The 20446-nt window shown below is 44.0% G+C and carries 16 protein-coding genes; 6 read left to right on the plus strand and 10 right to left on the minus strand.

The genetic code is table 11. The features are described from left to right. The first annotated feature begins 10 nt into the window (after window positions 1–10). Window positions 11–2293 carry an acyl-CoA dehydrogenase gene (locus tag J8Z23_RS06035; protein ID WP_434635216.1) on the plus strand — a complete coding sequence of 761 codons (2283 nt, stop codon included), beginning with the start codon at window positions 11–13 and terminating at the stop codon, window positions 2291–2293. Window positions 2294–2467: 174 nt separating this feature from the next. Then, on the plus strand, window positions 2468–3670 hold the full coding sequence (fabV, locus tag J8Z23_RS06040; RefSeq protein WP_006742624.1) for an enoyl-ACP reductase FabV: 1203 nt from the start codon (window positions 2468–2470) through the stop codon (window positions 3668–3670). Between the two features lie 76 nt (window positions 3671–3746). Here the strand turns inward: fabV and J8Z23_RS06045 are convergent, their stop codons facing one another. Further along, window positions 3747–5429, minus strand: coding sequence for an aspartate:alanine antiporter (locus J8Z23_RS06045; RefSeq protein WP_006742623.1), 1683 nt, complete (start codon window positions 5427–5429; stop codon window positions 3747–3749). A 174-nt stretch (window positions 5430–5603) separates the two neighbouring features. Continuing rightward, window positions 5604–5870: a GrxA family glutaredoxin gene (locus J8Z23_RS06050; protein WP_005378026.1), complete on the minus strand. Its 267-nt coding sequence runs from the start codon at window positions 5868–5870 to the stop codon at window positions 5604–5606. A gap of 377 nt (window positions 5871–6247) precedes the next feature. On the opposite strand from J8Z23_RS06050, the gene J8Z23_RS06055 reads away from it, so the two are divergent. Then, window positions 6248–7492 carry an iron-containing alcohol dehydrogenase gene (locus tag J8Z23_RS06055; RefSeq protein ID WP_434635218.1) on the plus strand — a complete coding sequence of 415 codons (1245 nt, stop codon included), beginning with the start codon at window positions 6248–6250 and terminating at the stop codon, window positions 7490–7492. 77 nt (window positions 7493–7569) lie between these two features. Here the strand turns inward: J8Z23_RS06055 and J8Z23_RS06060 are convergent, their stop codons facing one another. From J8Z23_RS06060 to J8Z23_RS06080, 5 genes are all read right to left on the minus strand, one after another. Beyond that, window positions 7570–8424: a MurR/RpiR family transcriptional regulator gene (locus tag J8Z23_RS06060; protein ID WP_005378021.1), complete on the minus strand. Its 855-nt coding sequence runs from the start codon at window positions 8422–8424 to the stop codon at window positions 7570–7572. 311 nt (window positions 8425–8735) lie between these two features. After that, window positions 8736–10382, minus strand: coding sequence for a pyridoxal-dependent aspartate 1-decarboxylase PanP (gene panP, locus J8Z23_RS06065; RefSeq protein WP_006742621.1), 1647 nt, complete (start codon window positions 10380–10382; stop codon window positions 8736–8738). A gap of 199 nt (window positions 10383–10581) precedes the next feature. Further along, on the minus strand, window positions 10582–11094 hold the full coding sequence (locus J8Z23_RS06070) for a hypothetical protein (protein ID WP_434635219.1): 513 nt from the start codon (window positions 11092–11094) through the stop codon (window positions 10582–10584). Window positions 11095–11300: 206 nt separating this feature from the next. Beyond that, complete coding sequence (locus J8Z23_RS06075) at window positions 11301–12206, minus strand: lysine exporter LysO family protein (protein WP_176320389.1); 906 nt, start codon at window positions 12204–12206, stop codon at window positions 11301–11303. A gap of 152 nt (window positions 12207–12358) precedes the next feature. Further along, window positions 12359–13279: an HDOD domain-containing protein gene (locus J8Z23_RS06080; RefSeq protein WP_048626253.1), complete on the minus strand. Its 921-nt coding sequence runs from the start codon at window positions 13277–13279 to the stop codon at window positions 12359–12361. Between the two features lie 369 nt (window positions 13280–13648). Between J8Z23_RS06080 and J8Z23_RS06085 the strand changes: the two genes are divergently transcribed. Then, window positions 13649–14236 carry a TfoX/Sxy family DNA transformation protein gene (locus tag J8Z23_RS06085; protein ID WP_005393210.1) on the plus strand — a complete coding sequence of 196 codons (588 nt, stop codon included), beginning with the start codon at window positions 13649–13651 and terminating at the stop codon, window positions 14234–14236. A 190-nt stretch (window positions 14237–14426) separates the two neighbouring features. On the opposite strand, the gene J8Z23_RS06090 is transcribed toward J8Z23_RS06085, so the two are convergent. The 3 genes from J8Z23_RS06090 to J8Z23_RS06100 all read right to left on the minus strand — a co-directional run bounded on the left by J8Z23_RS06090 (window position 14427) and on the right by J8Z23_RS06100 (window position 17699). Beyond that, complete coding sequence (locus tag J8Z23_RS06090) at window positions 14427–14975, minus strand: hypothetical protein (protein ID WP_005393208.1); 549 nt, start codon at window positions 14973–14975, stop codon at window positions 14427–14429. Window positions 14976–15264: 289 nt separating this feature from the next. After that, a complete protein-coding gene (locus tag J8Z23_RS06095; protein WP_012841921.1) occupies window positions 15265–15762 on the minus strand; it encodes a response regulator in 498 nt (165 codons plus the stop codon). Beyond that, window positions 15759–17699: an ATP-binding protein gene (locus tag J8Z23_RS06100; protein WP_434635220.1), complete on the minus strand. Its 1941-nt coding sequence runs from the start codon at window positions 17697–17699 to the stop codon at window positions 15759–15761. The genes J8Z23_RS06095 and J8Z23_RS06100 overlap by 4 nt, the downstream gene beginning before the upstream one ends. 186 nt (window positions 17700–17885) lie before the next feature. Here J8Z23_RS06100 and J8Z23_RS06105 point away from each other — a divergent pair, with 186 nt between their 5' ends. Together J8Z23_RS06105 and serC are read left to right on the plus strand one after the other, a co-directional pair. Further along, window positions 17886–19154 carry a YdgA family protein gene (locus J8Z23_RS06105; protein ID WP_256949791.1) on the plus strand — a complete coding sequence of 423 codons (1269 nt, stop codon included), beginning with the start codon at window positions 17886–17888 and terminating at the stop codon, window positions 19152–19154. 138 nt (window positions 19155–19292) lie between these two features. After that, window positions 19293–20387, plus strand: a complete 1095-nt coding sequence (serC, locus tag J8Z23_RS06110; RefSeq protein ID WP_434635221.1) for a 3-phosphoserine/phosphohydroxythreonine transaminase — start codon at window positions 19293–19295, stop codon at window positions 20385–20387. Window positions 20388–20446: the final 59 nt, after the last annotated feature.

A 20446-nucleotide genomic window follows, 5' to 3' on the forward strand; every position in this document is an offset into this window, starting at 1 on the left:
GATCTGAACTATGAGCTCTCTACGAAGAAAATGGATTAGTGACCCAGCTTTTAAAGTGTTCAAAAAAGTATTGCCACCTCTCTCTAGTACTGAGAAAGAGGCGATGGAAGCGGGTAGTGTGTGGTGGGATGCCGAACTATTTTCAGGCAAGCCTAACTTCACTACATTGCACCATTATCCAACGCCGACACTGACAGCAGAAGAGCAGTCATTTATGGATAATGAGCTTGAAATCCTTCTAGAAATGCTTGATGACCAGAAGATTGTCAAAGAAGACAGGGATTTACCGCCTGAAGTATGGGAGTACTTACGTAAAGAGCGATTTTTCTCACTGATCATTTCAAAAGCATATGGTGGTCGTGAATTTTCCGCTTTAGCGAACTCAACCATTGTTTCTCGTATTGCGACTCGAAGTATCAGTACCGCGGTATCGGTAATGGTACCGAACTCTCTTGGTCCAGGTGAGCTTTTATCGCACTATGGCACCCAAGAGCAAAAAGATTACTGGTTGCCTCGTCTTGCTGATGGTACCGACATTCCTTGTTTTGCATTAACAGGGCCCGAAGCGGGATCTGACGCCGGTGGTATACCAGATCAAGGCGTAGTTTGTTATGGCACTCACGAAGGCAAAGAAGTGCTTGGCGTGCGAGTTAGCTGGAATAAACGCTACATCACACTTGCGCCAGTGGCGACAGTGCTCGGATTAGCATTTAAGCTACAGGATCCAGAAGGGCTACTTGGTGATAAGAAAGAGGTTGGAATCACATGTGCACTGATCCCAGCTGACCATGAAGGTGTCGAGATAGGCGAGCGCCATGATCCTCTGGGTTCTGCATTCATGAATGGTCCGACTCGTGGTGAAGATGTCTTCATTCCTATGGATTGGTTAATCGGCGGCGCTGATTACGCAGGCAAAGGTTGGCGTATGCTGGTTGAGTGTCTTTCTGCTGGTCGTGGTATCTCTCTCCCAGCGCTTGGCACAGCGATTGGCCACCTTACTACACGTACAACCGGTGCTTATGCTTACGTGCGTAAACAGTTTGGTATGTCGATCGGTAAGTTTGAAGGTGTCGCAGAAGCAATGGGGCGCATTGGTGGCCTTACTTATCTACTAGAAGCAACACGTACGCTGACGACGACTTCTCTCGATATGAAAGAAAAACCTGGGATTGTAACCGCGATTGCCAAGTACCACATGACGGAAATCGCGCGTACTATTCTAAATGATTCGTTTGATATCCATGCGGGTCGTGCGATTCAAGATGGCCCAATGAACTATCTTGCTAAACATTATCTCGGTATTCCAGTTGCTATCACTGTTGAAGGCGCGAATATTCTGACTCGTAACCTGATGATTTTTGGTCAAGGTGCGACTCGTTGTCACCCATATGTACTAAAAGAAATGGAAGCTGCTGCGAATCCAGATTCTGAACAAGGGGCGAAAGAATTTGACAACTTGCTCTTTAAACACATCAAACATGCGGTAGGCAATACATTTGGTGCATTTGGCGCGGCGCTAACTGGTTCTCGGTTTGTAAAAGCGCACATGAGTGGCCCAACACAGCAGTACTATAAAGAAATCACAAGATTAAGCCGAGCGCTTGCCGTTAGTGCTGACTTCGCGATGTTAACACTAGGCGGTGATTTGAAGCGTAAAGAAATGATTTCCGCACGTCTGGGTGATGGCTTAAGCTATCTATATATGGCGTCTGCCGCACTGAAAAAGTATGAAGATGAAGGACGTCAACAAGGCGATCTAGATTTTGTCCACTACGCCGTTCAACATTGTTTGTATAACGCATCTAAGTCATTAAATGAGGCTTATACCAACTTCCCTGTGAAATACGTTGGCGGTGTGCTGAAAGGGTTATTGTTCCCACTTGGCAATCATTTCAATAAGCCAAGCGATGAACTGTGTGTGAATCTGGCGGAAGCGATGATGACGCCAGGAGCTCAACGTGATCGACTCACGCATCTTTGCTACATCGGAAAATCCGACGACGACAGCGTAGGCTTAATGGAGAAAGCCTTCCTCGCAATGTACGAAATCAAACCTTTAGAGCGTAAGCTTATGAAGGCGGCGAAGGATGGGAAAGTGGCTCGTAAAGGTCTTTTACACGACCGTTTGCAGCAAGCATTTGAAGCTGGCGTGTTAACTGAGCAAGAAATTGACCAAATCATGGCGGCAGACAAATTGCGTTACAAGGCGATTCAAGTTGACCACTTTAGTCATGACTTTTCTGAAGTGCGAACTGATTGCCCAAAAAAGTCGCATTTGAACCCGGCGGCATAGTAAACCGTTAATACTAAGAAAAGCACCTCAATGAGGTGCTTTTTTGTGTTCTTGCAGAGTGGATGTTGGGATAGTGCTCCAACCACTTGCCTTTTCAGAGCATTTTTACAGAAATTAGATGCGAAATCCCGACGAAACTTTTATCCTAACAAGGTTTTTTAAAGGAAGTTGAATATGATCATCAAACCTAGAATTCGTGGATTTATCTGTACTACAACGCACCCTGTTGGTTGTGAAGCTAACGTAAAAGAACAAATTGCGTACACTAAAGCGCAAGGCCCAATCAAAAACGCACCTAAGCGCGTTCTTGTTGTCGGTGCATCAAGTGGCTACGGTCTATCTTCTCGTATCGCTGCGGCATTTGGTGGCGGTGCATCAACTATCGGTGTTTTCTTCGAAAAAGAAGGTACGGAGAAGAAACCAGGTACGGCAGGTTTCTACAATGCAGCTGCTTTTGAAAAGCTAGCGCGTGAAGAAGGCCTGTACGCAAAAAGCCTAAACGGCGACGCTTTCTCAAATGAAGCGAAACAGAAAACTATCGAACTGATCAAAGAAGATTTAGGTCAGATCGATATGGTGGTTTACTCACTGGCTTCCCCAGTACGTAAAATGCCAGAAACTGGCGAGCTAGTTCGTTCAGCGCTTAAGCCTATCGGTGAAACTTACACATCAACTGCTGTTGATACCAACAAAGATGTGATCATCGAAGCAAGTGTCGAGCCTGCAACAGAAGAAGAAATCAAAGACACAGTAACCGTTATGGGCGGTGAAGACTGGGAGCTTTGGATCAATGCACTGTCTGATGCTGGTGTTCTTGCTGAAGGCTGTAAGACAGTCGCGTACAGCTACATTGGTACTGAGCTAACTTGGCCAATCTACTGGGATGGCGCACTAGGTAAAGCGAAAATGGACCTAGATCGTGCGGCGAAAGCGCTAAACGACAAGTTAGCAGCGACAGGCGGCAGTGCAAATGTTGCTGTACTTAAATCTGTTGTAACTCAGGCAAGTTCCGCAATTCCTGTTATGCCACTGTACATTGCAATGGTATTCAAGAAAATGCGCGAAGAAGGCGTACACGAAGGCTGTATGGAACAAATCTACCGTATGTTCAGCCAACGTCTGTACAAAGAAGATGGTAGCGCAGCAGAAGTGGATGAGATGAACCGTCTACGTCTGGATGACTGGGAACTTCGTGACGACATTCAGCAGCACTGTCGTGAGCTATGGCCTCAAATTACGACAGAGAACCTAAAAGAACTGACTGACTACGTAGAGTACAAAGAAGAGTTCTTGAAACTATTTGGTTTCGGTGTTGAAGGCGTAGATTACGAAGCGGATGTAAATCCAGCGGTTGAAGCTGATTTTATCCAAATCTAATCGAATGACTGATTAGACAACCGATATACAAAAGGCGCTCATTGAGCGCCTTTTTTGCTTTCATCAGTCAAAGTTATTAACTTAATATTATCAGGATTGTACCTGCCAACGTCATCAGAATATTGGCAATCGCATAGGTACCCGCATAGCCAAGAGCTGGGATGGTGGATTTAGCGTAGTCGTTGACGACATCCATAGCTGGGGCACAAGTTCGGGCACCAATAATGGCACCGAAGAGCAGGGCACGGTTCATCTTGAGTATGTGTGCGCCCACTAAATAGGCCAATACCACAGGCACAACACTAACAATGAATGCTAAACCAATCACTTTTGGACCAACTTGAGTCAAGTGCTCGAACATCTTTCCGCCTGCACTTAGACCTATTCCCACCATAAAGAACATCAAACCCAAATCTTTGACCATATTCAGCGCCCCCTGCGGGACATAGCCGAAAGTAGGGTGATTTGCTCGTAAGAAACCAAGTGTAATACCAGATAACAAAAGACCTACCGCGTTACCCAAGCTGAACGAAACCTGGCCGAATGTCATCGTGATGAGGCCAAACAGAATACCCAAAATAAAGAAGCTGCAAAAAGCGAGTAAATCGGCCATTTGACTGTGGATCGAGATGAAACCGATTTTTTCCGCGAGTCCATGTACTCGGCTTTTCTCGCCGCTCACCTGAAGGACGTCACCTTTAGCGAGCACAATGTCTAAGTCCATCGGCATTTCTATTTGCGCACGTACCACGCGGTTTAAGAAACAGCCAAACTCAGATAAGTTTAAATCAGATAAACGCTTGCCTGCGATAGCGTCACTTTTTACGACAATTTCTTCTTCAACGATGCGCAAATCAAGCAAGTTACGATCAAATACTTCTTTTCCGTTGCGGAAGCTAGGGTCCAAGCGAGCATGGCTATCAGGGAAGCCAACCAGTGCAATTTCATCACCCTCTTGCAAAATGGCATCACCATCTGGATGGGCGAGAATACCATTGCGGCGGATTCGTTCAATGTAACAGCCAGTTTGACGATAAATACCCAGTTCACGCAAGTTCTTGCCGTCAGTCCAGTCAATCAATTCTGGGCCGACTCGGTAAGCACGAATAATCGGTAAGTACACTTTTCTTTGGCTTGAATTTCCAAGGCCACGTTCTTGAGCAATTTGCTGCGCAGAATCAGACAGGTTCTGCTTCTGCAGTTTTGGCAACAGCTTCGCGAACATGATCATGCTAATTAAGCCCACCAGATAAGCCATCGCGTAACCTACAGATAGATTTTCTAATACCAAAGAAAAATCCATATTGCGCGGTATAGTAGCAAGGCCGGAGTTTAGAGCGTCTTGTGCACCAACCAGTACTGGTGTTGCTGTCAACGCGCCAGCCATCATACCGGCTGACAAGCCAAAATCGAGGCCGAAATAGTGGCTCAAGCCATACGTTAAGCTGACTGCGGACACGAGAACGGTCATACTTAAAATAAAGTAATGCTTACCATCTCTGAAGAATATGCCAAAAAAGTTTGGTCCAGCTTCAATGCCAACGCAATAGATAAACAGCATGAAGCCAATGGTTAATGCTTCTGCATTGAATGAGAAGCCAAGGTGACCCATTACCAACGAGGTAATTAGAACGCCTATGGAGTTGCCTAGTTGTAATTTGCCAAATCGGATTTTTCCGATGGCAAGGCCAATGGCTAATACGACGAAGATTAGAAGGATAGGGTTTTGCTCAAGAAGGTATACGACGTCTATGTTCACTGTGTGGCTCGGTAAAGTGTGTGCCAAAAAGATTAAGAATTGCGAATTGTAACTAAATATAGCAAAAAGATAAGTGAATTTTTTTAGGTTTTACCATTAGTTGACGTAAGGTAATAACCAACTGAAAAATAATAAAAAAGCCGCATGAAGCGGCTTTCTTAAAAACTGTCTTTATTACTCGTCAAATAGACCTAGGTGCTCTTTCGCGTATGCTTCGAACTCGTCGCAGCCACCGATGTGCTCTTGGTCGATAAAGATTTGAGGAACAGTTTCAACGGGTTTACCAACTGTTTTCTCAAGATCTGCTTTAGAAATGCCTTCAGCATGGATATCAACGTAACGGTAGTTGAAGTCGTCACGCTTCGCTTTTAGCGTTTCTGCGTGTTCTTTTGCACGAACACAGAAAGGACATGCAGGGCGACCAAAGATAACAACGAACATAATCTTATTTCTCCTAAATCTATTCTTTTTTGAAAGCGTACAAAACATAGCGGCTGAGTGCGCTCTCTTTTGTTGTAGTAACTATGCCCGATCCAGATACGGAAATAAAGCGGCAATTACCTCTTGGTTCTATAGGTGAAATCTATCGAATAAAAACTAAACGCGCTCCCTTATTCTATGGCTCTAAAGTATGTGAAGTGGCGCATAAAAAATATACATTTTAAGGGGTTAATGATGGCAAGGTGGAATTGGTCAATTTTTTTTATTCAAAAACATAGCAATCTAATCTGGCTATACGCAAATGACTTCAACTCTTACATAAGTGTTAAATCAGAGGGCAAGAGGTTATTTGGGTATATTATTTTGGGAGGACGTGTATGTTTCAGTTTATGACTGCAACAAGGATTATATTTGGTGAAGGTGCACTTCAGTCTTCATTATCCGTTATCAACCAATTTGGCTACAGTGTTTTGCTGGTAACCGGGAAGGATACCCAACGAGCCACGCCCATCATTAACTACCTTAAAGCTCAAAATATGCGTTACCAACACGTAGCAATCAATGGCGAACCTTATATCACAATGGTAGAAGAGACCGCGGTACTCGGTAGAAAATTCCAGCCTGATATGGTGATTGCTATTGGCGGTGGCAGTGTCATCGATATGGGTAAAGCTCTAGCCGCTATTATTCCTAATCAAGGCAATGTTTACGACTACGTCGAGGTGGTAGGAAGAAACGTACCATTAAAGGCAAAACCTCTTCATTTTATTGCAATTCCTACGACAGCAAGCACGGGTTCAGAGGTAACCCGAAATGCGGTGTTGAAGTCTGGACAAGATAAAGTGAAAGTGAGTCTTCGAAGCCCTGATATGCTGGCAGACGTTGCCATTGTGGATCCGACGCTCACTTATGGAACCGATCAATACACATCCGGGCGTGGCGCGATGGATGCGTTCACTCATTTGATGGAAGCGTATGTGTGTGGTGAGCCAAACCCTCTTACAGATATGGTGTGCGAAGAGGGACTTCGTCGTTTAAGCCGTTCAGTGATTGCTGCTTGTAAGCAAGATAATCATAAGGCTCGGTCGGATTTATCGTTCGCTGCGTTGCTTGGTGGTATGGCCATAACTAATGCCAAATTAGGTGCTGCGCATGGGCTTGCGTCGGCGTTAGGAGGTAAGTTAGATGCACCCCACAGCGTGATCACGGCGCGTCTTGCACCGCACGTGATGCAGGAAAATATTAACGCCGCGAAGCTCGCTGGCAGGAATGATGTGATAAGTCGTTATCGTAAACTTGCCCAATTGGTTACCGATCGTGCGAACGCGAATGAGCACGATGGGGTTCTTTGGGTAAATATGGTGTTAGATAAGTTAGCGTTGCCGTTACTTGGCCAATTCGGAGTATGCCAAACTTCTTTTGAACAAGTGGCGAACGATGCGCTTAAGTCGATGGCGATCAAAGGCAACCCGTTACCCCTTAATCAGGAACGTTTGATATACATATTGCAGCAAGTCTGTGATTGCAGTAGAGAGTGTGTGGCAGAGAGCACACAACACGTGAGCTCTGTAGAAGTGCTTGAATCAAGAACGGACTTATCGAGTGTGAACGACTTGGGTTGATGTATTGATCTAAAGCACGTTGAAAAAAGGGGAGCGTTGAGCTCCCCTTTATTAAATCTTTCACTAAACACCAGTACTTAGTACTGACTTAGCTTGTCATAGCGACTGTCTTTCAACGCATCTTTTACGCGTTTTAGGTTCTCACGGAAACCTGTACCACGGCGGAGTGTGAAGCCAGTTGCCAGTACATCAATCACCGTCATCTGTACAACTCGACTCGCCATTGGCATATAGACGTCGGTATCTTCAGGAATATCAAGCGTAATAGCGAGTGAACTTGCCTTTTCTAGCGGTGAGTCCTTTGCTGTAATCGCAATGACCGTCGCGCCGTTTTCACGAGCAAGGTTTGCTATTTCGACCTGACTCTTCGTTCGACCTGTGTGAGAAATAAGAACCACAACATCATTATCACTGCAGTTAATACAACTCATGCGCTGCATGACAATGTCTTCAAAACAAGTAATTGGAATGTTAAAGCGAATAAACTTGTTTTGTGCGTCTCGGGCTACAGAAGATGATGCACCAAGGCCAAAGAATGAAATGCGCTTCGCTTGCGTTAGCAAATCGACCGCACGGTTCACTTGCATTGGATCTAGGCTGTTTTTCGCAACATCTAAACACGCCATGGTCGATTCGAAAATCTTATGGGTGTACGCGTCTGGGCCATCGTCTTCTTCCACGTTACGGTTAACGTAAGGGGTACCGTTGGCTAGGCTCTGTGCCAAGTGAAGCTTAAAATCTGGAAAGCCCTTGGTGTCCAGACGACGACAGAAGCGGTTTACAGTGGGCTCACTAACATCAGCCATTTTAGCCAACGTTGCAATGCTTGAATGAATTGCAGTTTGTGGAGACGCCATAATTACTTCCGCAACTTTGCGCTCTGACTTACTGAAATTCTCCAGGTTTTTTTGAATTTTTTCTAATGTATTCATAGTGTTCACGAGGGTATAGAGAACAACTCGCTGGCTCTGTTAACGAAAGGAAACACGAAGATTCCAGAGTAGAGTGGGGCGTTAACGAAAACAACCAGCGCCATAGAATCAGTATAAACCTGATCTTCAATCAGTCTAAACCAATAACGGATACTATTTAGTGAGAATTTGACAGGCCTCAAACAAAATGTTGTAAAAACTACAGAATTGGATGTGTAATCGATGTTTTGTTGCGCCAGTCGCACGAGAATGATGTTTGAGTTACATCAAAACGAAAAAAAATTTCAAATTGATGTAACTCTTTCGGGCCATTAAGACGATTGGATATCAGTGACCACCTGCTGAATTCTTTCCATCAAATTTGGTGCTTGCTTGGCGATTTCACGCTGTTCATCAAGCACAGAACTCAAAATCTCTTTGGTCGTCAGCGGATTAGCCAAAACCACTCGGAACACAATCGTGTTCATGCGCTGCCATTGGTCTGGGTTCAGTCTTGTACGTGAAACAAACGATTTGCCCGTTTCGCGCTGACGCTTTTGAATAAACTGTGTTAATTCATTAATCAGTTCATTCAGTTGTTCTTTTTGTGAACCTTCCGCTTTTGCTAATGCCTCACGGATGAATGGCGGCAAGTAGCGGTACGTGAGGAGACAAAGCTCTGGTTCAGAAACCAATTCGAAATCATCTTGCTGCTTGATTAAATCTGCAAAGTAGCGAGCTTTTTCAATGCTTTGGTCTATCAGCAGCTCATAGCCAGGGCGGCTGATGATGTGCATTGCGGCATAGACTAACATTGCCATGCCCGAACGAGAGCCTTCTAATGTATGGCTGCCTAGGTCTTTTGAGCCTTTACGCAAGATATATTGAGCGTGATGCTCTATGGATTTCATTGCGTCAGGATCTTTGAACAGAACCATACCAGCGCCCATCGGGATGTAGAGTTGCTTGTGCGCATCAATGGTTACTGAGTCTGCCATTTCCACACCGTTAAGAAGGTGACGGTGGTGATTAGACATAAGTGTTGCGCCACCCCATGCGGCATCCACATGGAAATGACAACCGTGAGCTTGACAGACTTCTGCGATTTCAGGTAGCGGGTCGACATTACCTGTCTCTGTTGTACCAGCTACACCAATAACAGCAATAGGCTTGATGTTTTGTTTCTCTAGTTCAACAATTTTCGCTTTAAGGTCGTCGACAATAATACGGTTGTTGGCATCTGTTTTAACCGCAACCAAGCCTTCTTGACCTAGACCTAGTACATCGGCTGCTTTCTTAAGGGAGTAGTGACCACGCTCAGACACCAATACCGCTAAGCCATCGTAGCCATAATGCTTCATGGCTTTAAATAGGCCTTCTTTCTCAACGCCTTTAAATGAACCATTGGCTCTTAACGCCTTGTTACGTGCTACCCAAAGTGCAGTGATATTGGCAATGGTACCGCCGGAGCAAAATGCGCCCAATGAGTGGTTTGCGCTATGCATCCACTGATCGTAAAACGTATCGCTCTGACCATAGATCAAGCGATGTAGCATGCCCAAAACTTGACGTTCAAGCGGGGTAAAGGCTTTAGAAGTCTCTATCTTTACCAGGTTTTGGTTTAAGGCGATCATGATCTTTGACAGTGGCATCAAGAAATAAGGCAGCGCCGATGTCATATGACCAATGAAGCTTGGTGAAGAAGTGTGAACGGAGTGCGACACCAAAGTGTCGAGTAAGTGTTCTGTATGATCTGACACGAACTCTGGCTGCTCAGGAATCTGAGCAGAAGAAAAGTCTTTTTCGATTTCGCGTAAAGGCTTTTCTTCTGCCACGATGTGTTCACGAAGAAATTGATTTAGATTTCGCGAGAGGCTCTCGTCAATTTTGGTTAACGTTGAGTCAGGACCTTCTGGGACAGTGAAGATCTTTAGCAAGCTCTCAAAGCTAACGTCAGCGGTTTTTTGTTCCTTAACCATAGCAAAGAATCTTTGTAGTTATTTTGGTAATGCGAGCGGCACAATCTAAACTAAAACGGGCGCAAAGTCCCGTTTTAATTGTTGAAACCCATGTTGCTGAAATGAAAATTTTAGGTGAGGGCTACAATCTTCGCATTAAAAAATCGTTGATTTTAATGTGTTAAAACACTCGGCGTTTTCGAGCATCCTCAACGATTAATTAATCACACTTCTGCTTTTCAATCTTCTCTATTGACTGATTGTACTTATTAAGCGCGGTATCAATTTGTTGTGGATGGCTAAGCAGGTCGGCGAATGCTGAACGAAGCTCGTAGTTTTTGGGGTGGTTAGTCGATTGACGGTCACTAAACGTTTGTTTTGCAACTTCACCTAACTTATCACTTCGGCTTGCTAGCTGCTTAACGTCGTGTTGTTCTAATTTTAGCCATGCTTCGATTGGCTGTTCTGTTGCAACACGGCTAGGATCGTTCTCTAGAAAGTAGTGAACTGCTTCACGGTTTAATTCAAAGTGATGTTTACGGCCGTCCAAGAACCACTGGCTAACTTCTTTTAGATCTGGATACTGGGTAACCGTCAAATCAGCAAGATCTTGATACCACTGTAGTGAGGCATCAACATAGCCGTCGTATTTGCTAGCAAGACATTGTTGATCTGCGGCAAACGTAAAAGTTGAGCTTGTAGCGAGGAGCGCTGCAACGACAAAGCGTTTCATTCTTCTTCCTTCTGGTTGTTATCCCTTTATTAACGCAAGGCACATAAGTTGATGTTCCACCCTTCTTTCTCTTTAGTCGTGATAAATCATTGGGCTAATTGACAAAAGGAAAGCGGATTATTGCCAAAATCTTGATCACTTTGACGTTAACTGGGTATTTGAATTTTTGCCGTATTGTAATGGATGTTAAAGCGAAAACCTGAGATCTAGCTAGCAAGTGATACAAAGAAAAGCATCATAACTGGTACCAGTAAACTCAAAATAAACCCACTAACGATGGCGACTGGGACACAACGCACACCACCTGTAGTCTGAATAACAGGTAGGGTAAAGTCCATTGCTGTTGCACCTGCATAACCAATTGCTGTGCACGGATAGCTACGAATAAAGAGAGGAATGGCTACCAGCGCGACCAGCTCTCTCATCAATTCGATCAGGAAAGATGCCCCCCCAAACACGGGGCCAAAAGCGTCTCCCATCAAAATTCCTGCGAGTGAATACCAGCCAAAGCCTGAAGCCATCGCGAGGGCTTGATAGAGAGGAAGGTCCAAAAGTATCGCTGCAATAACGCCACCAAGCATACATGTTGCGATCACAATTGCCGCAATGGCCATACCCTGTTTATTTAATAGAATTTGGCGAAGAGTAAGACCACTATTGCGAAGCTGAATACCAATAAAAAATAGGAGCAGGAAGAGTATCCATTCGCTCGCTGTATCCACCCAACTTAAATCGATGGGTAACAGCAGACCAAATACTAGCCCGCCACCAACGACAACAATCAGTTTTACTGATTCTAAAGCCATCGAGGATAATGGCAGCTTCTTTTGATTCTGATTGGTCTGGAGAGGAATAATCCTATCGATAATAGGCAGCGCCAACAGATTACAGGTACTTAAACATAAAAAGAAAGTACTCGCATAGAGGAGAATACTCTGTAAGTTGCTACTTAAGTTATCGAGCGCTGCTAGGCTAAGTCCCATCAACGACAAAATGACGTAAATAAGGTAGGACGTTGATTGATTGATCTTCTCCAGTAACGAGGCTCGAGATATAGGAATTAGATACCCCACAACAAGTGGAGCGAAAATAAATAGCATCCCTGAGAACATAAAGCTCTATGATTCCTTTTTTGAGATAATACCAACACACATAAATCAAATTATTTATCGGTTGAAATTAGAGAGATATTTCACCAAATACCAAACGCTGCTCAGCCTTGAGCGAATCGTTTATCGCGAATTAGGTGTGAGAAAACGATAAATTACAAGCCGCTAGCACTTAGCACTGCACGTATTTGGTCATTAAAGTCAGTATCACTCATATTGCTGAGTTCATACAAGACCTCTGCACCTGTTAAGTTGAATTCAACTTCGTGTTCATCAATGCGTTCATCATGATTGCGGAACATCAATAGGTGATGCGCGATTCTTGCAATGTCTAAATAACTTACTTCCGGTCGCGTTTGCTCGTACTTCTCGTTTGAGGAGACCTCTCTAAAGTCATTGTCAAATCCCCAGCGCTCGAGCACCAGTTTGCTTGTTGCTGAACAACGAGTTTGGAAGATTTGCAACGCAATTTCAGGATCTAGGTAATTGCCTCTATCTAAGTACAGGTGGTACTCGTTAATTAGACAAAACAAACCGATATCGGCTAGCAGACCAACCAGCAATGCTTTTTCTTGCTCCAAATGCCCATAAGTACCTGGCTCGTGTTTACGAAACGATTGAACCAATATCACCATGACGGCACCGAGTTCTCGGGATACCGCTGCACTTTTCACCAAGATGGCATTACATTCTTTGGTTAAATTTACTGAATGTTTAAGTTGTTCAATCGCTTGTGCGGTAACAATATCACGCACGCGCAGTATACCAAGGCGAGATACCGCGGTAGTTAAGTCGTTGCAGGTAATGTTTCTACGATTGAAAATTACAGAGTTTGCTACTCGCAGAACGACCGCCGCCAAGCCGGGATCTTCTAACAAACAGTTAGCAACATCTGAAATAGTGGTGTGTTCTTCGACACATAACTGCTGAATTTTAAGCACGACATCAGGAATAGGGGGTAATGAAATCTTACCCGTTGAGATGGACTGTTCTACCAGCTGAGCAAACTCGGATTCCAGTGCGTTTATAAGCTTATCTTTATTATTTGGCAGCCAAAAAAATGATAAATGTTCCATTGTGACGCTGTACTTGAGATCTTTCGTACAGTGTACCCTTACAGCGTATTCTTTATCAATTAAATGCGTATCACGTGCTCGTAATTGCCAGCGAGATCATAATGATGGCGTGTTTTGGGCATGCCGTGCGTCAAAAAAATATCACCACATGAATAATAAGTGTGAAACTAATCACGTATGCTGAATATATACTTTTTTATATGTGACCTATGTCCTAACTTATTTTTCAACGTTAAGTATGATTAAGCAAGTTGGTGAGCACAACTCACAAAAATATCGCCAACAAATCGACATTTATAATTCGCTATAAGCTGCTGTTTATCTGGTGACATCGCTAATCGGGGTAATTTATTCAGATTAAAGAGGTCAATGGACATGACAGACCAAGCTTTTTTTAAATATGTACGCAACTTTAGTGAGTATCAAAAACGTTCTATGTTCGGTGGTATCGGTTTATTCACCGATGATGCTATGTTTGCGCTTGTCAGCAATGATTGCTGCTACTTACGTGGTGGTAATGGATTGGACGAAGTGTTTACTCAACTGAATTGCGAAAAATATAAGCACGTCAAAAAACAGACGACGGCAACCGTAAATTATTATGATGTAACAGATTTGTTTGAATCCGGATATGCAGGACTCGATGAACTGGTACAAAAATCAATTGAATACTCAATTAAGGAACGAAAATATCAAAAGTCTTCTGCCAGTAGACGTTTGAGAGATCTGCCAAATATGCAGTTAACTCTTGAGCGAATGGTCAAGAAAGCAGGTGTTGATGACGTAGAAACCTTTTTAGAACTTGGACCTGTAAAAGTCTTCAACAAAGTTAAAGTGGCTTATGGCAATGACGTTGATGTTAAGTTGCTTTGGAAATTCGCTGGTGCCACTGACGGTGTTCATTGGAAACTGATTCAAGAGCCGCGTAAAAAGCAGTTGTTGGCGCTGTGTGAGTAAGCAAGCTGAACGCACGATGATTGACTCGTTTTGATGGAGTTAGCGGGTCGTAAAGGCAAGTGTTGAAAGCGGAAAAAGGACATTGAAGTTTTTGACCACTTCATTGAGTTAGTCATTAGATTAGACAAAAAACCGAGGCATGGGCCTCGGTTTTTGTTTTTTAATTTGCTCTTTTCTTAAAGCACAAATCTTAAAACTTAAAACGCGTGGTGAACATTACCTGATCACCATAAAAGTCGTTGATACGCGCTTCAGCGCCTAGAGAGAAAAGCTCAGTTGAGTGGAAACGAGCGTATGCTGCACCGGTCCAGTCGTCATCGTTATCAATAGAAACGTAGCCGACTTTGCCGCCTACTTCTAATTGAGGACCTAACCATTGACGAACACCTAAGTTCAGTTCCATACCTACGTCAGTGCTGCTATCGCTTGAAGGTTGTACAACGCGCATTAGCATTTCACCTGTAAGGTCAGCCCAGTTGTTTAGTGGCGAATGAAAGCCAAAACCAGCGGCTGAGTCAAAATCACTTTCAAACTCAGAGTCGATACGAGCAATAACATGTGCGTTAGGGTGAATTGATTTGCTGAATCCAGCACCAAATGTCACAGGACTTGCGCCAATACGTGCTTCGAAATAGTCGTAGCTAAAGTTGCTCATAGTTGCTGGCGCATTGCGGTCGTTTGCGGCTAGGGCATGGCTTGATGCCACTAGTAAGGCAGCGGCTAATAGTGTTTTACGCATAACTAACGATAAACCTTGTTCATTATTTCCATGGATTCAAGTAACCACTTGAACCGTAATCTGATTTGTCCGACATCATAATAAAAAGGAAGGTCCACGACCAACAAAAATGTGTCGATGTTTTGTCAATTAACTTAATAGTTAGTTGGTTTAAGCAAAAACTACGCCATATACATAACGTCTAAGAGCATCAATCGGATAAATAGTGATGCTTTTCCATACTCGCGCTATTGCGCGAAATAACGTGGATCAGCTGGCTTTGGTGACATTCAAGCTAGAGCCACGCATATTACTCGCCGAAGCTTGCTCTGCGTTCAGCCATGGCATTGAGGATCGCCTCAGAATCAAGGACTTGAGTCCAAGATAATAAGTTATCATCATTTGCAATCATAAAAGCAGTAAGCTGAGACACGATTGCTTTTCTCAACTCTTCACCTCTCCATGGTTTGGCTATGTAATAGTCCAGACTTGCGTTATTGACGGCCTCAACGGTGTCTTCTAAGCCGGCTTGTCCTGTAAGTAAGACTTTGCGGGCCGCTTTTGTGTCACCATTTTGACTGAGTTCGATTAAGAAGCTAATCCCAGTTTGCTCCGGCATAATGTGGTCGCATAAAATGAGCGCAAGCTGAACTTCCTCTTCCGCCATCTCCTCGATCACTTGCCTTGCTTCAGTGACTGATTCCGCTCCCTCGACAATAAAATGTTCCTCAAAGGGAGCGAGATCCTGGAGTACGCTATCCAAGACTTCTCGTTCGTCATCGACACATAAAATTAAATACTTGGTCATATTTCATCTCCTTTTTCGATGACTGGTAACCAGACTGTCATTCGCGTGAACTTGTCGAGTTCTGATTCGACGTCAATCCATCCCTTATGTGCTGTCACGATTTGCTGGCAGATGGACAGCCCAATGCCTAAACCAAAGTTGCCTTCTTTTTTCGTCGTGAAGTTGAGCTCGAAAATGGCTTCTCTTTGCGATTCAGGAATGCCACACCCATTATCTTCAAACGAGATAACGGCGTAATGTGTATGATCTTTTTCTGTAAGACGTGTTTGTATTTTTAAAACGCCTTTTTCCGGAAATGCATCAATGGCGTTAGAGACCAAATTCGTCCATACCTGTTGGAGTGCGATTGGTTGACAAAGGATGGGAGGTAAATCCGCATAATCAGTGGAAACCTGATGCATTTTTAGTTTGTTTTCGAAGATCACCAAGGTGTCTTCAATACCTTCATGAATATCAGCATAGTGCTGGATCTCATCATCTGAGCGTGCGTAACCTTTAAGGCTTTTCACCATATCTGCAATTCGCGCAGCACAGACGTTAATTGAGCGAAGAGTAGAACCAGCTTTGTGGTATTGCTCAAGAGTATCGAGAACATGAGAAGATACTTGCTGTTTTTTCGTTAGTTGAGTGAGTAACTCGTGATCTGACTCTAGCCCAAGGTTCACCACTTTCTTTGCCAATGTTCGGTCTGGAAGGGCATGATTAAGTGCTTTAACGCGTGATCTGAGCTCTGCGGTTGAAGCGGGTTTTGCGGTTTGCGCTTTGCTCAGTAACTCAATGCCTTTGGTTTGTATATCGGAACTGGGTACTTCGTTAAGTAATCTTTCTAGCGTATGCGTTAAATTCTCTACGCCCCTCAATATCGCTGCTATCGGATTATTTAGTTCATGCGCCACGCCCGCAACCAACTGGCCGAGCATCGCCATTTTTTCTCTTTCAATGAGTTGCTGGTGGGCAGACTCCAGCGATTCGAGCGTTTTTTGAAGTTGCAGCTTGGTGTTGATGCTTCTTTGTAATCGGCGGTTGAAGTGCCGTAAGAGCAAGTTTGTAAAAAGAGGCAGCAAGTTTGAGTCGCTTTGCATCACTTTATTGAATACGTTGCGATCGAGTTTGATGACCTCTGTCTTTGTCAGCGTTAGGGCTGTCGAGAAAGAACATTCCCCAGTAACAAACGACATGCCTCCGACAATATTACCTTTGTTATGGCGTACAACCTCTCGCTGCATGCCTTGTTCATCGCGCTTGTACAGAGCCACTTCTCCATCGGTAATAAACCACAAAAAGCTATTTGGCTCGCCTTCCACGGTTAATAAGTGTTCAGGTGAGTATGTACGGCACGCTCTTGTTTCGTCGTTATCTTTGAAAAACTGCTGGAGAGCGGAGATCACTTGCTCGGCTAACTCAGCATCAGACATCGAGTGGTAGTCGTGTAAAAAGCCCGCTTGATAATGGCTCATCTGATTATTGATGTGCGCTCGCAACAAGCTGTGATGATCCAATATCTGACTGTAACTTAGCAGGTCTTCTTTACCGTTTCGCAATATAAATTGGGTCAGCTCTTTTTGCACTGTGTTAAATAAGACGTGATCTGGCAAAGGTTTAGTGAGGCAGTGGTCGAGCCTGCCCTCATTAACGGCCGTGAGAATTGCCTCTATATCAGACGAGCAGCTAATAAGAATTTTTCTTGCTTGCTCGGTATGCGGCATCCGGTCTAAACCAATAAGAAAATCCACGCCATTAAAATGAGCGTGATGGCTCGCTATAACTAAAGCAACAGTCTGCTCTCTTTCTTCCAGATACTCTAAAGCGCTTCGAGCCTCTTCTATCGATTCGACAGAAAAAATATCAAACTTACTTGAGAAGGCAGACAGCTCCAATCGAAACTGTTCAGCACTGATTGGGTTGTTGTCGAGACACAACACAGCATAACGATTCACAGATGTTTTAGCTCCGGTTAAAACTTCGCCACGCAAACTTTAACAATAAAAGGACATGATGAGTGGGAGCCAAGTATGATTCCTGATTAATGGACTAGAATAAGCATCAATAGTCTGATTTGTCTCAATGTTTTCTCCGCAGGTGGTTTGGGGTAGACTGACCGAAAATACCTAATAAGTGACGTTATGCAAAATCTTAAAAAAATCGGCGCCATTGGTGGTGCTATCTCATTAGCGCTGTGTTGGCCATTGGCTGTCGGACAAATTGGTCAGTCCATCATTGAAGATGGTATTACCAATATGAATGATGAAATGATTAAAGGCGAGGTGGTTGAGTATCAGCGTGGCTATTTGTCTTCAGTCGTGCTGACTCGTTATTCAGTTGTTGATCCTGAGCTTAAAACGCAGCTAGAGCGTGATGGTATGCCAACGACGTTTGACGTAACCAGTGATGTAAGCCACGGTCTAACAAGCCTAACAGCAGATTCAAAATTGGTGGACAATGACTTTTTGCCTCTCACGATGCATAGTCAGACTCAACTAAATGGCAATACGGCATTCACCCTTGACCTAGACAGTTGGCATTATCGTAACGAAGCGCAAGGTGTTTCTGTTTCTACAAGCCCTGCAAAAGTGACAGGGGATGTGACGGTATTGGGTGATCTCAATTACCAAGTTTCTGTTCCTTCTGTTCAAGTGGATTTTGAAAACGGTGAAGAGCTTCATCTGAATGCATTGACAGGTCAGGGTAAAGGTAAGCAAGCAAAAGGCTATTGGCTGGGTGAGCAATCTTTTTCTCTAGAGAAGCTGGATGTGGTTGATTCGAACTTAACGCCTGTCTTTTTGATTGAGAATGCAAGTTACCGCGGCAACACTACGATGAATGAGTCTGGTGATAAGCTGAACAGTCAGCTGAACCTAGATGCTAAGAAACTGCGTTTAACTGATGGTACGGATGTCGATAACTTTAAGTTGGATTTCTCAATTGCAGATGTGGATAGCCAGTCATTTGACCAAATTATGTCTATCTATCAAAGCTCTCCAATGTTAGACGAGCAGGAAATTGCGAGCTTATTGCCGCATGTTGACACGCTGTTTAGCAAAGGCTTTGATTTATCCGTGAATGAGCTTTCACTTGCGTTTGGTGACGGTAAGTTCCATAACGAGTGGCAATTATCCATTCCTGAAGGTACTGACAACATTACTCAAGACCCAATGAAGTTGATGACGGCGACTACTGGTGAGCTCAGCACTTACTTCTCTGACGAATTAGTGACGCACTACCCATTTATTCAAGAAGGAATCGATGAGCTGCTCATCATGGAGTTGATCGAGAAAGTCGAGGGCGGTTATCAACTCAAAGCAGAAATCGGTGAAGGTAAATTGAAGTTCGAAAATGGACATGAGTTCCCATTAGTGGCGCTACTTATGCCCGCCTTGATGCAGCAACAGTAGCCAAGTATTGTTGCGGAATTAATCCAATTTAACGCTTAGTCTTTAAAAAGAGGTCGTAAGACCTCTTTTCTTGTTTTTATCGCTGCGAAAACGTGATATTAATTTCGTAATATTTACATAGCAGGAGCAATGAGCATCATGGAACAAAATACGGACAACGTATTTAACTTCAGTGCAGGGCCAGCAGGTCTGCCGAAAGCAGTTATGCAGCAAGCACAACAGGAACTAATTGATTGGCAAGGTCTTGGTACTTCGGTCATGGAAATCAGCCACCGAAGCAAAGAGTTCATCAAAGTTGCAGAAGAAGCCGAGCAAGATTTACGTGATCTTCTGAATATTCCGGACAACTATAAAGTGCTGTTCTGCCAAGGTGGTGCTCGTGCTCAGTTTGCTGCTGTTCCTCTAAACTTACTTGGTGATGCCGAGACGGCAACTTACATCGACGGCGGTTATTGGGCTGAAAGTGCGGTAGCTGAAGCGAAGAAATACTGCGAGCCAGACGTATTTGATGCAAAAACAGAAATCAACGGAAAAGTAGCCGTTCTACCTGCAAACGAATGGGAAATTGCTCCAGAAGCGGCTTACGTGCATTTCTGTCCAAATGAAACCATTGACGGTATCGAGATTAACGATCTTCCTGTCACCGACAAACCAATCGTTGCTGACATGTCTTCGACGATTCTTTCTCGTGAGATTGATGTATCGAAATACGGTGTGATTTATGCGGGCGCTCAGAAAAACATTGGTCCTTCAGGCATCGCTATCGCTATCGTGCGCGATGACTTGTTAGGTATGGCGAAGCAGGTACTGCCAAGTATCTTGGATTACACTGTTCTGGCTGAGAAAGAATCAATGTTCAACACGCCACCAACCTTTGCATGGTACCTGTCTGGTCTTGTTTTCAAATGGTTAAAGGCGCAGGGTGGGGTAAAAGCGATCGAGCAAGTGAACCGCGCTAAAGCCGCACTACTGTATGATTACATCGATCAGTCTGATTTCTACCGTAATGGCGTGCACTCAGCAAACCGTTCTTTGATGAATGTGCCATTCCAACTTGCGAAACCTGAACTGGATGCGACGTTCCTTGAACTAGCCGATGCCAAAGGGCTGAAATCACTAAAAGGGCACCGAGCCGTTGGTGGTATGCGAGCTTCCATTTATAACGCCATGCCGCTAGAAGGTGTACAAGCGTTAGTCGATTTTATGCAAGAGTTTGAGAAAAACTACGCATAAAATCAAATTCACTGTTATTCATTAAAGCGTCGCAATTGCGGCGCTTTTGTTTATCTCAA

It is taken from the genome of Vibrio sp. SCSIO 43086 (assembly GCF_051132235.1).
Taxonomy (GTDB): Bacteria; Pseudomonadota; Gammaproteobacteria; order Enterobacterales; family Vibrionaceae; genus Vibrio; species Vibrio diabolicus.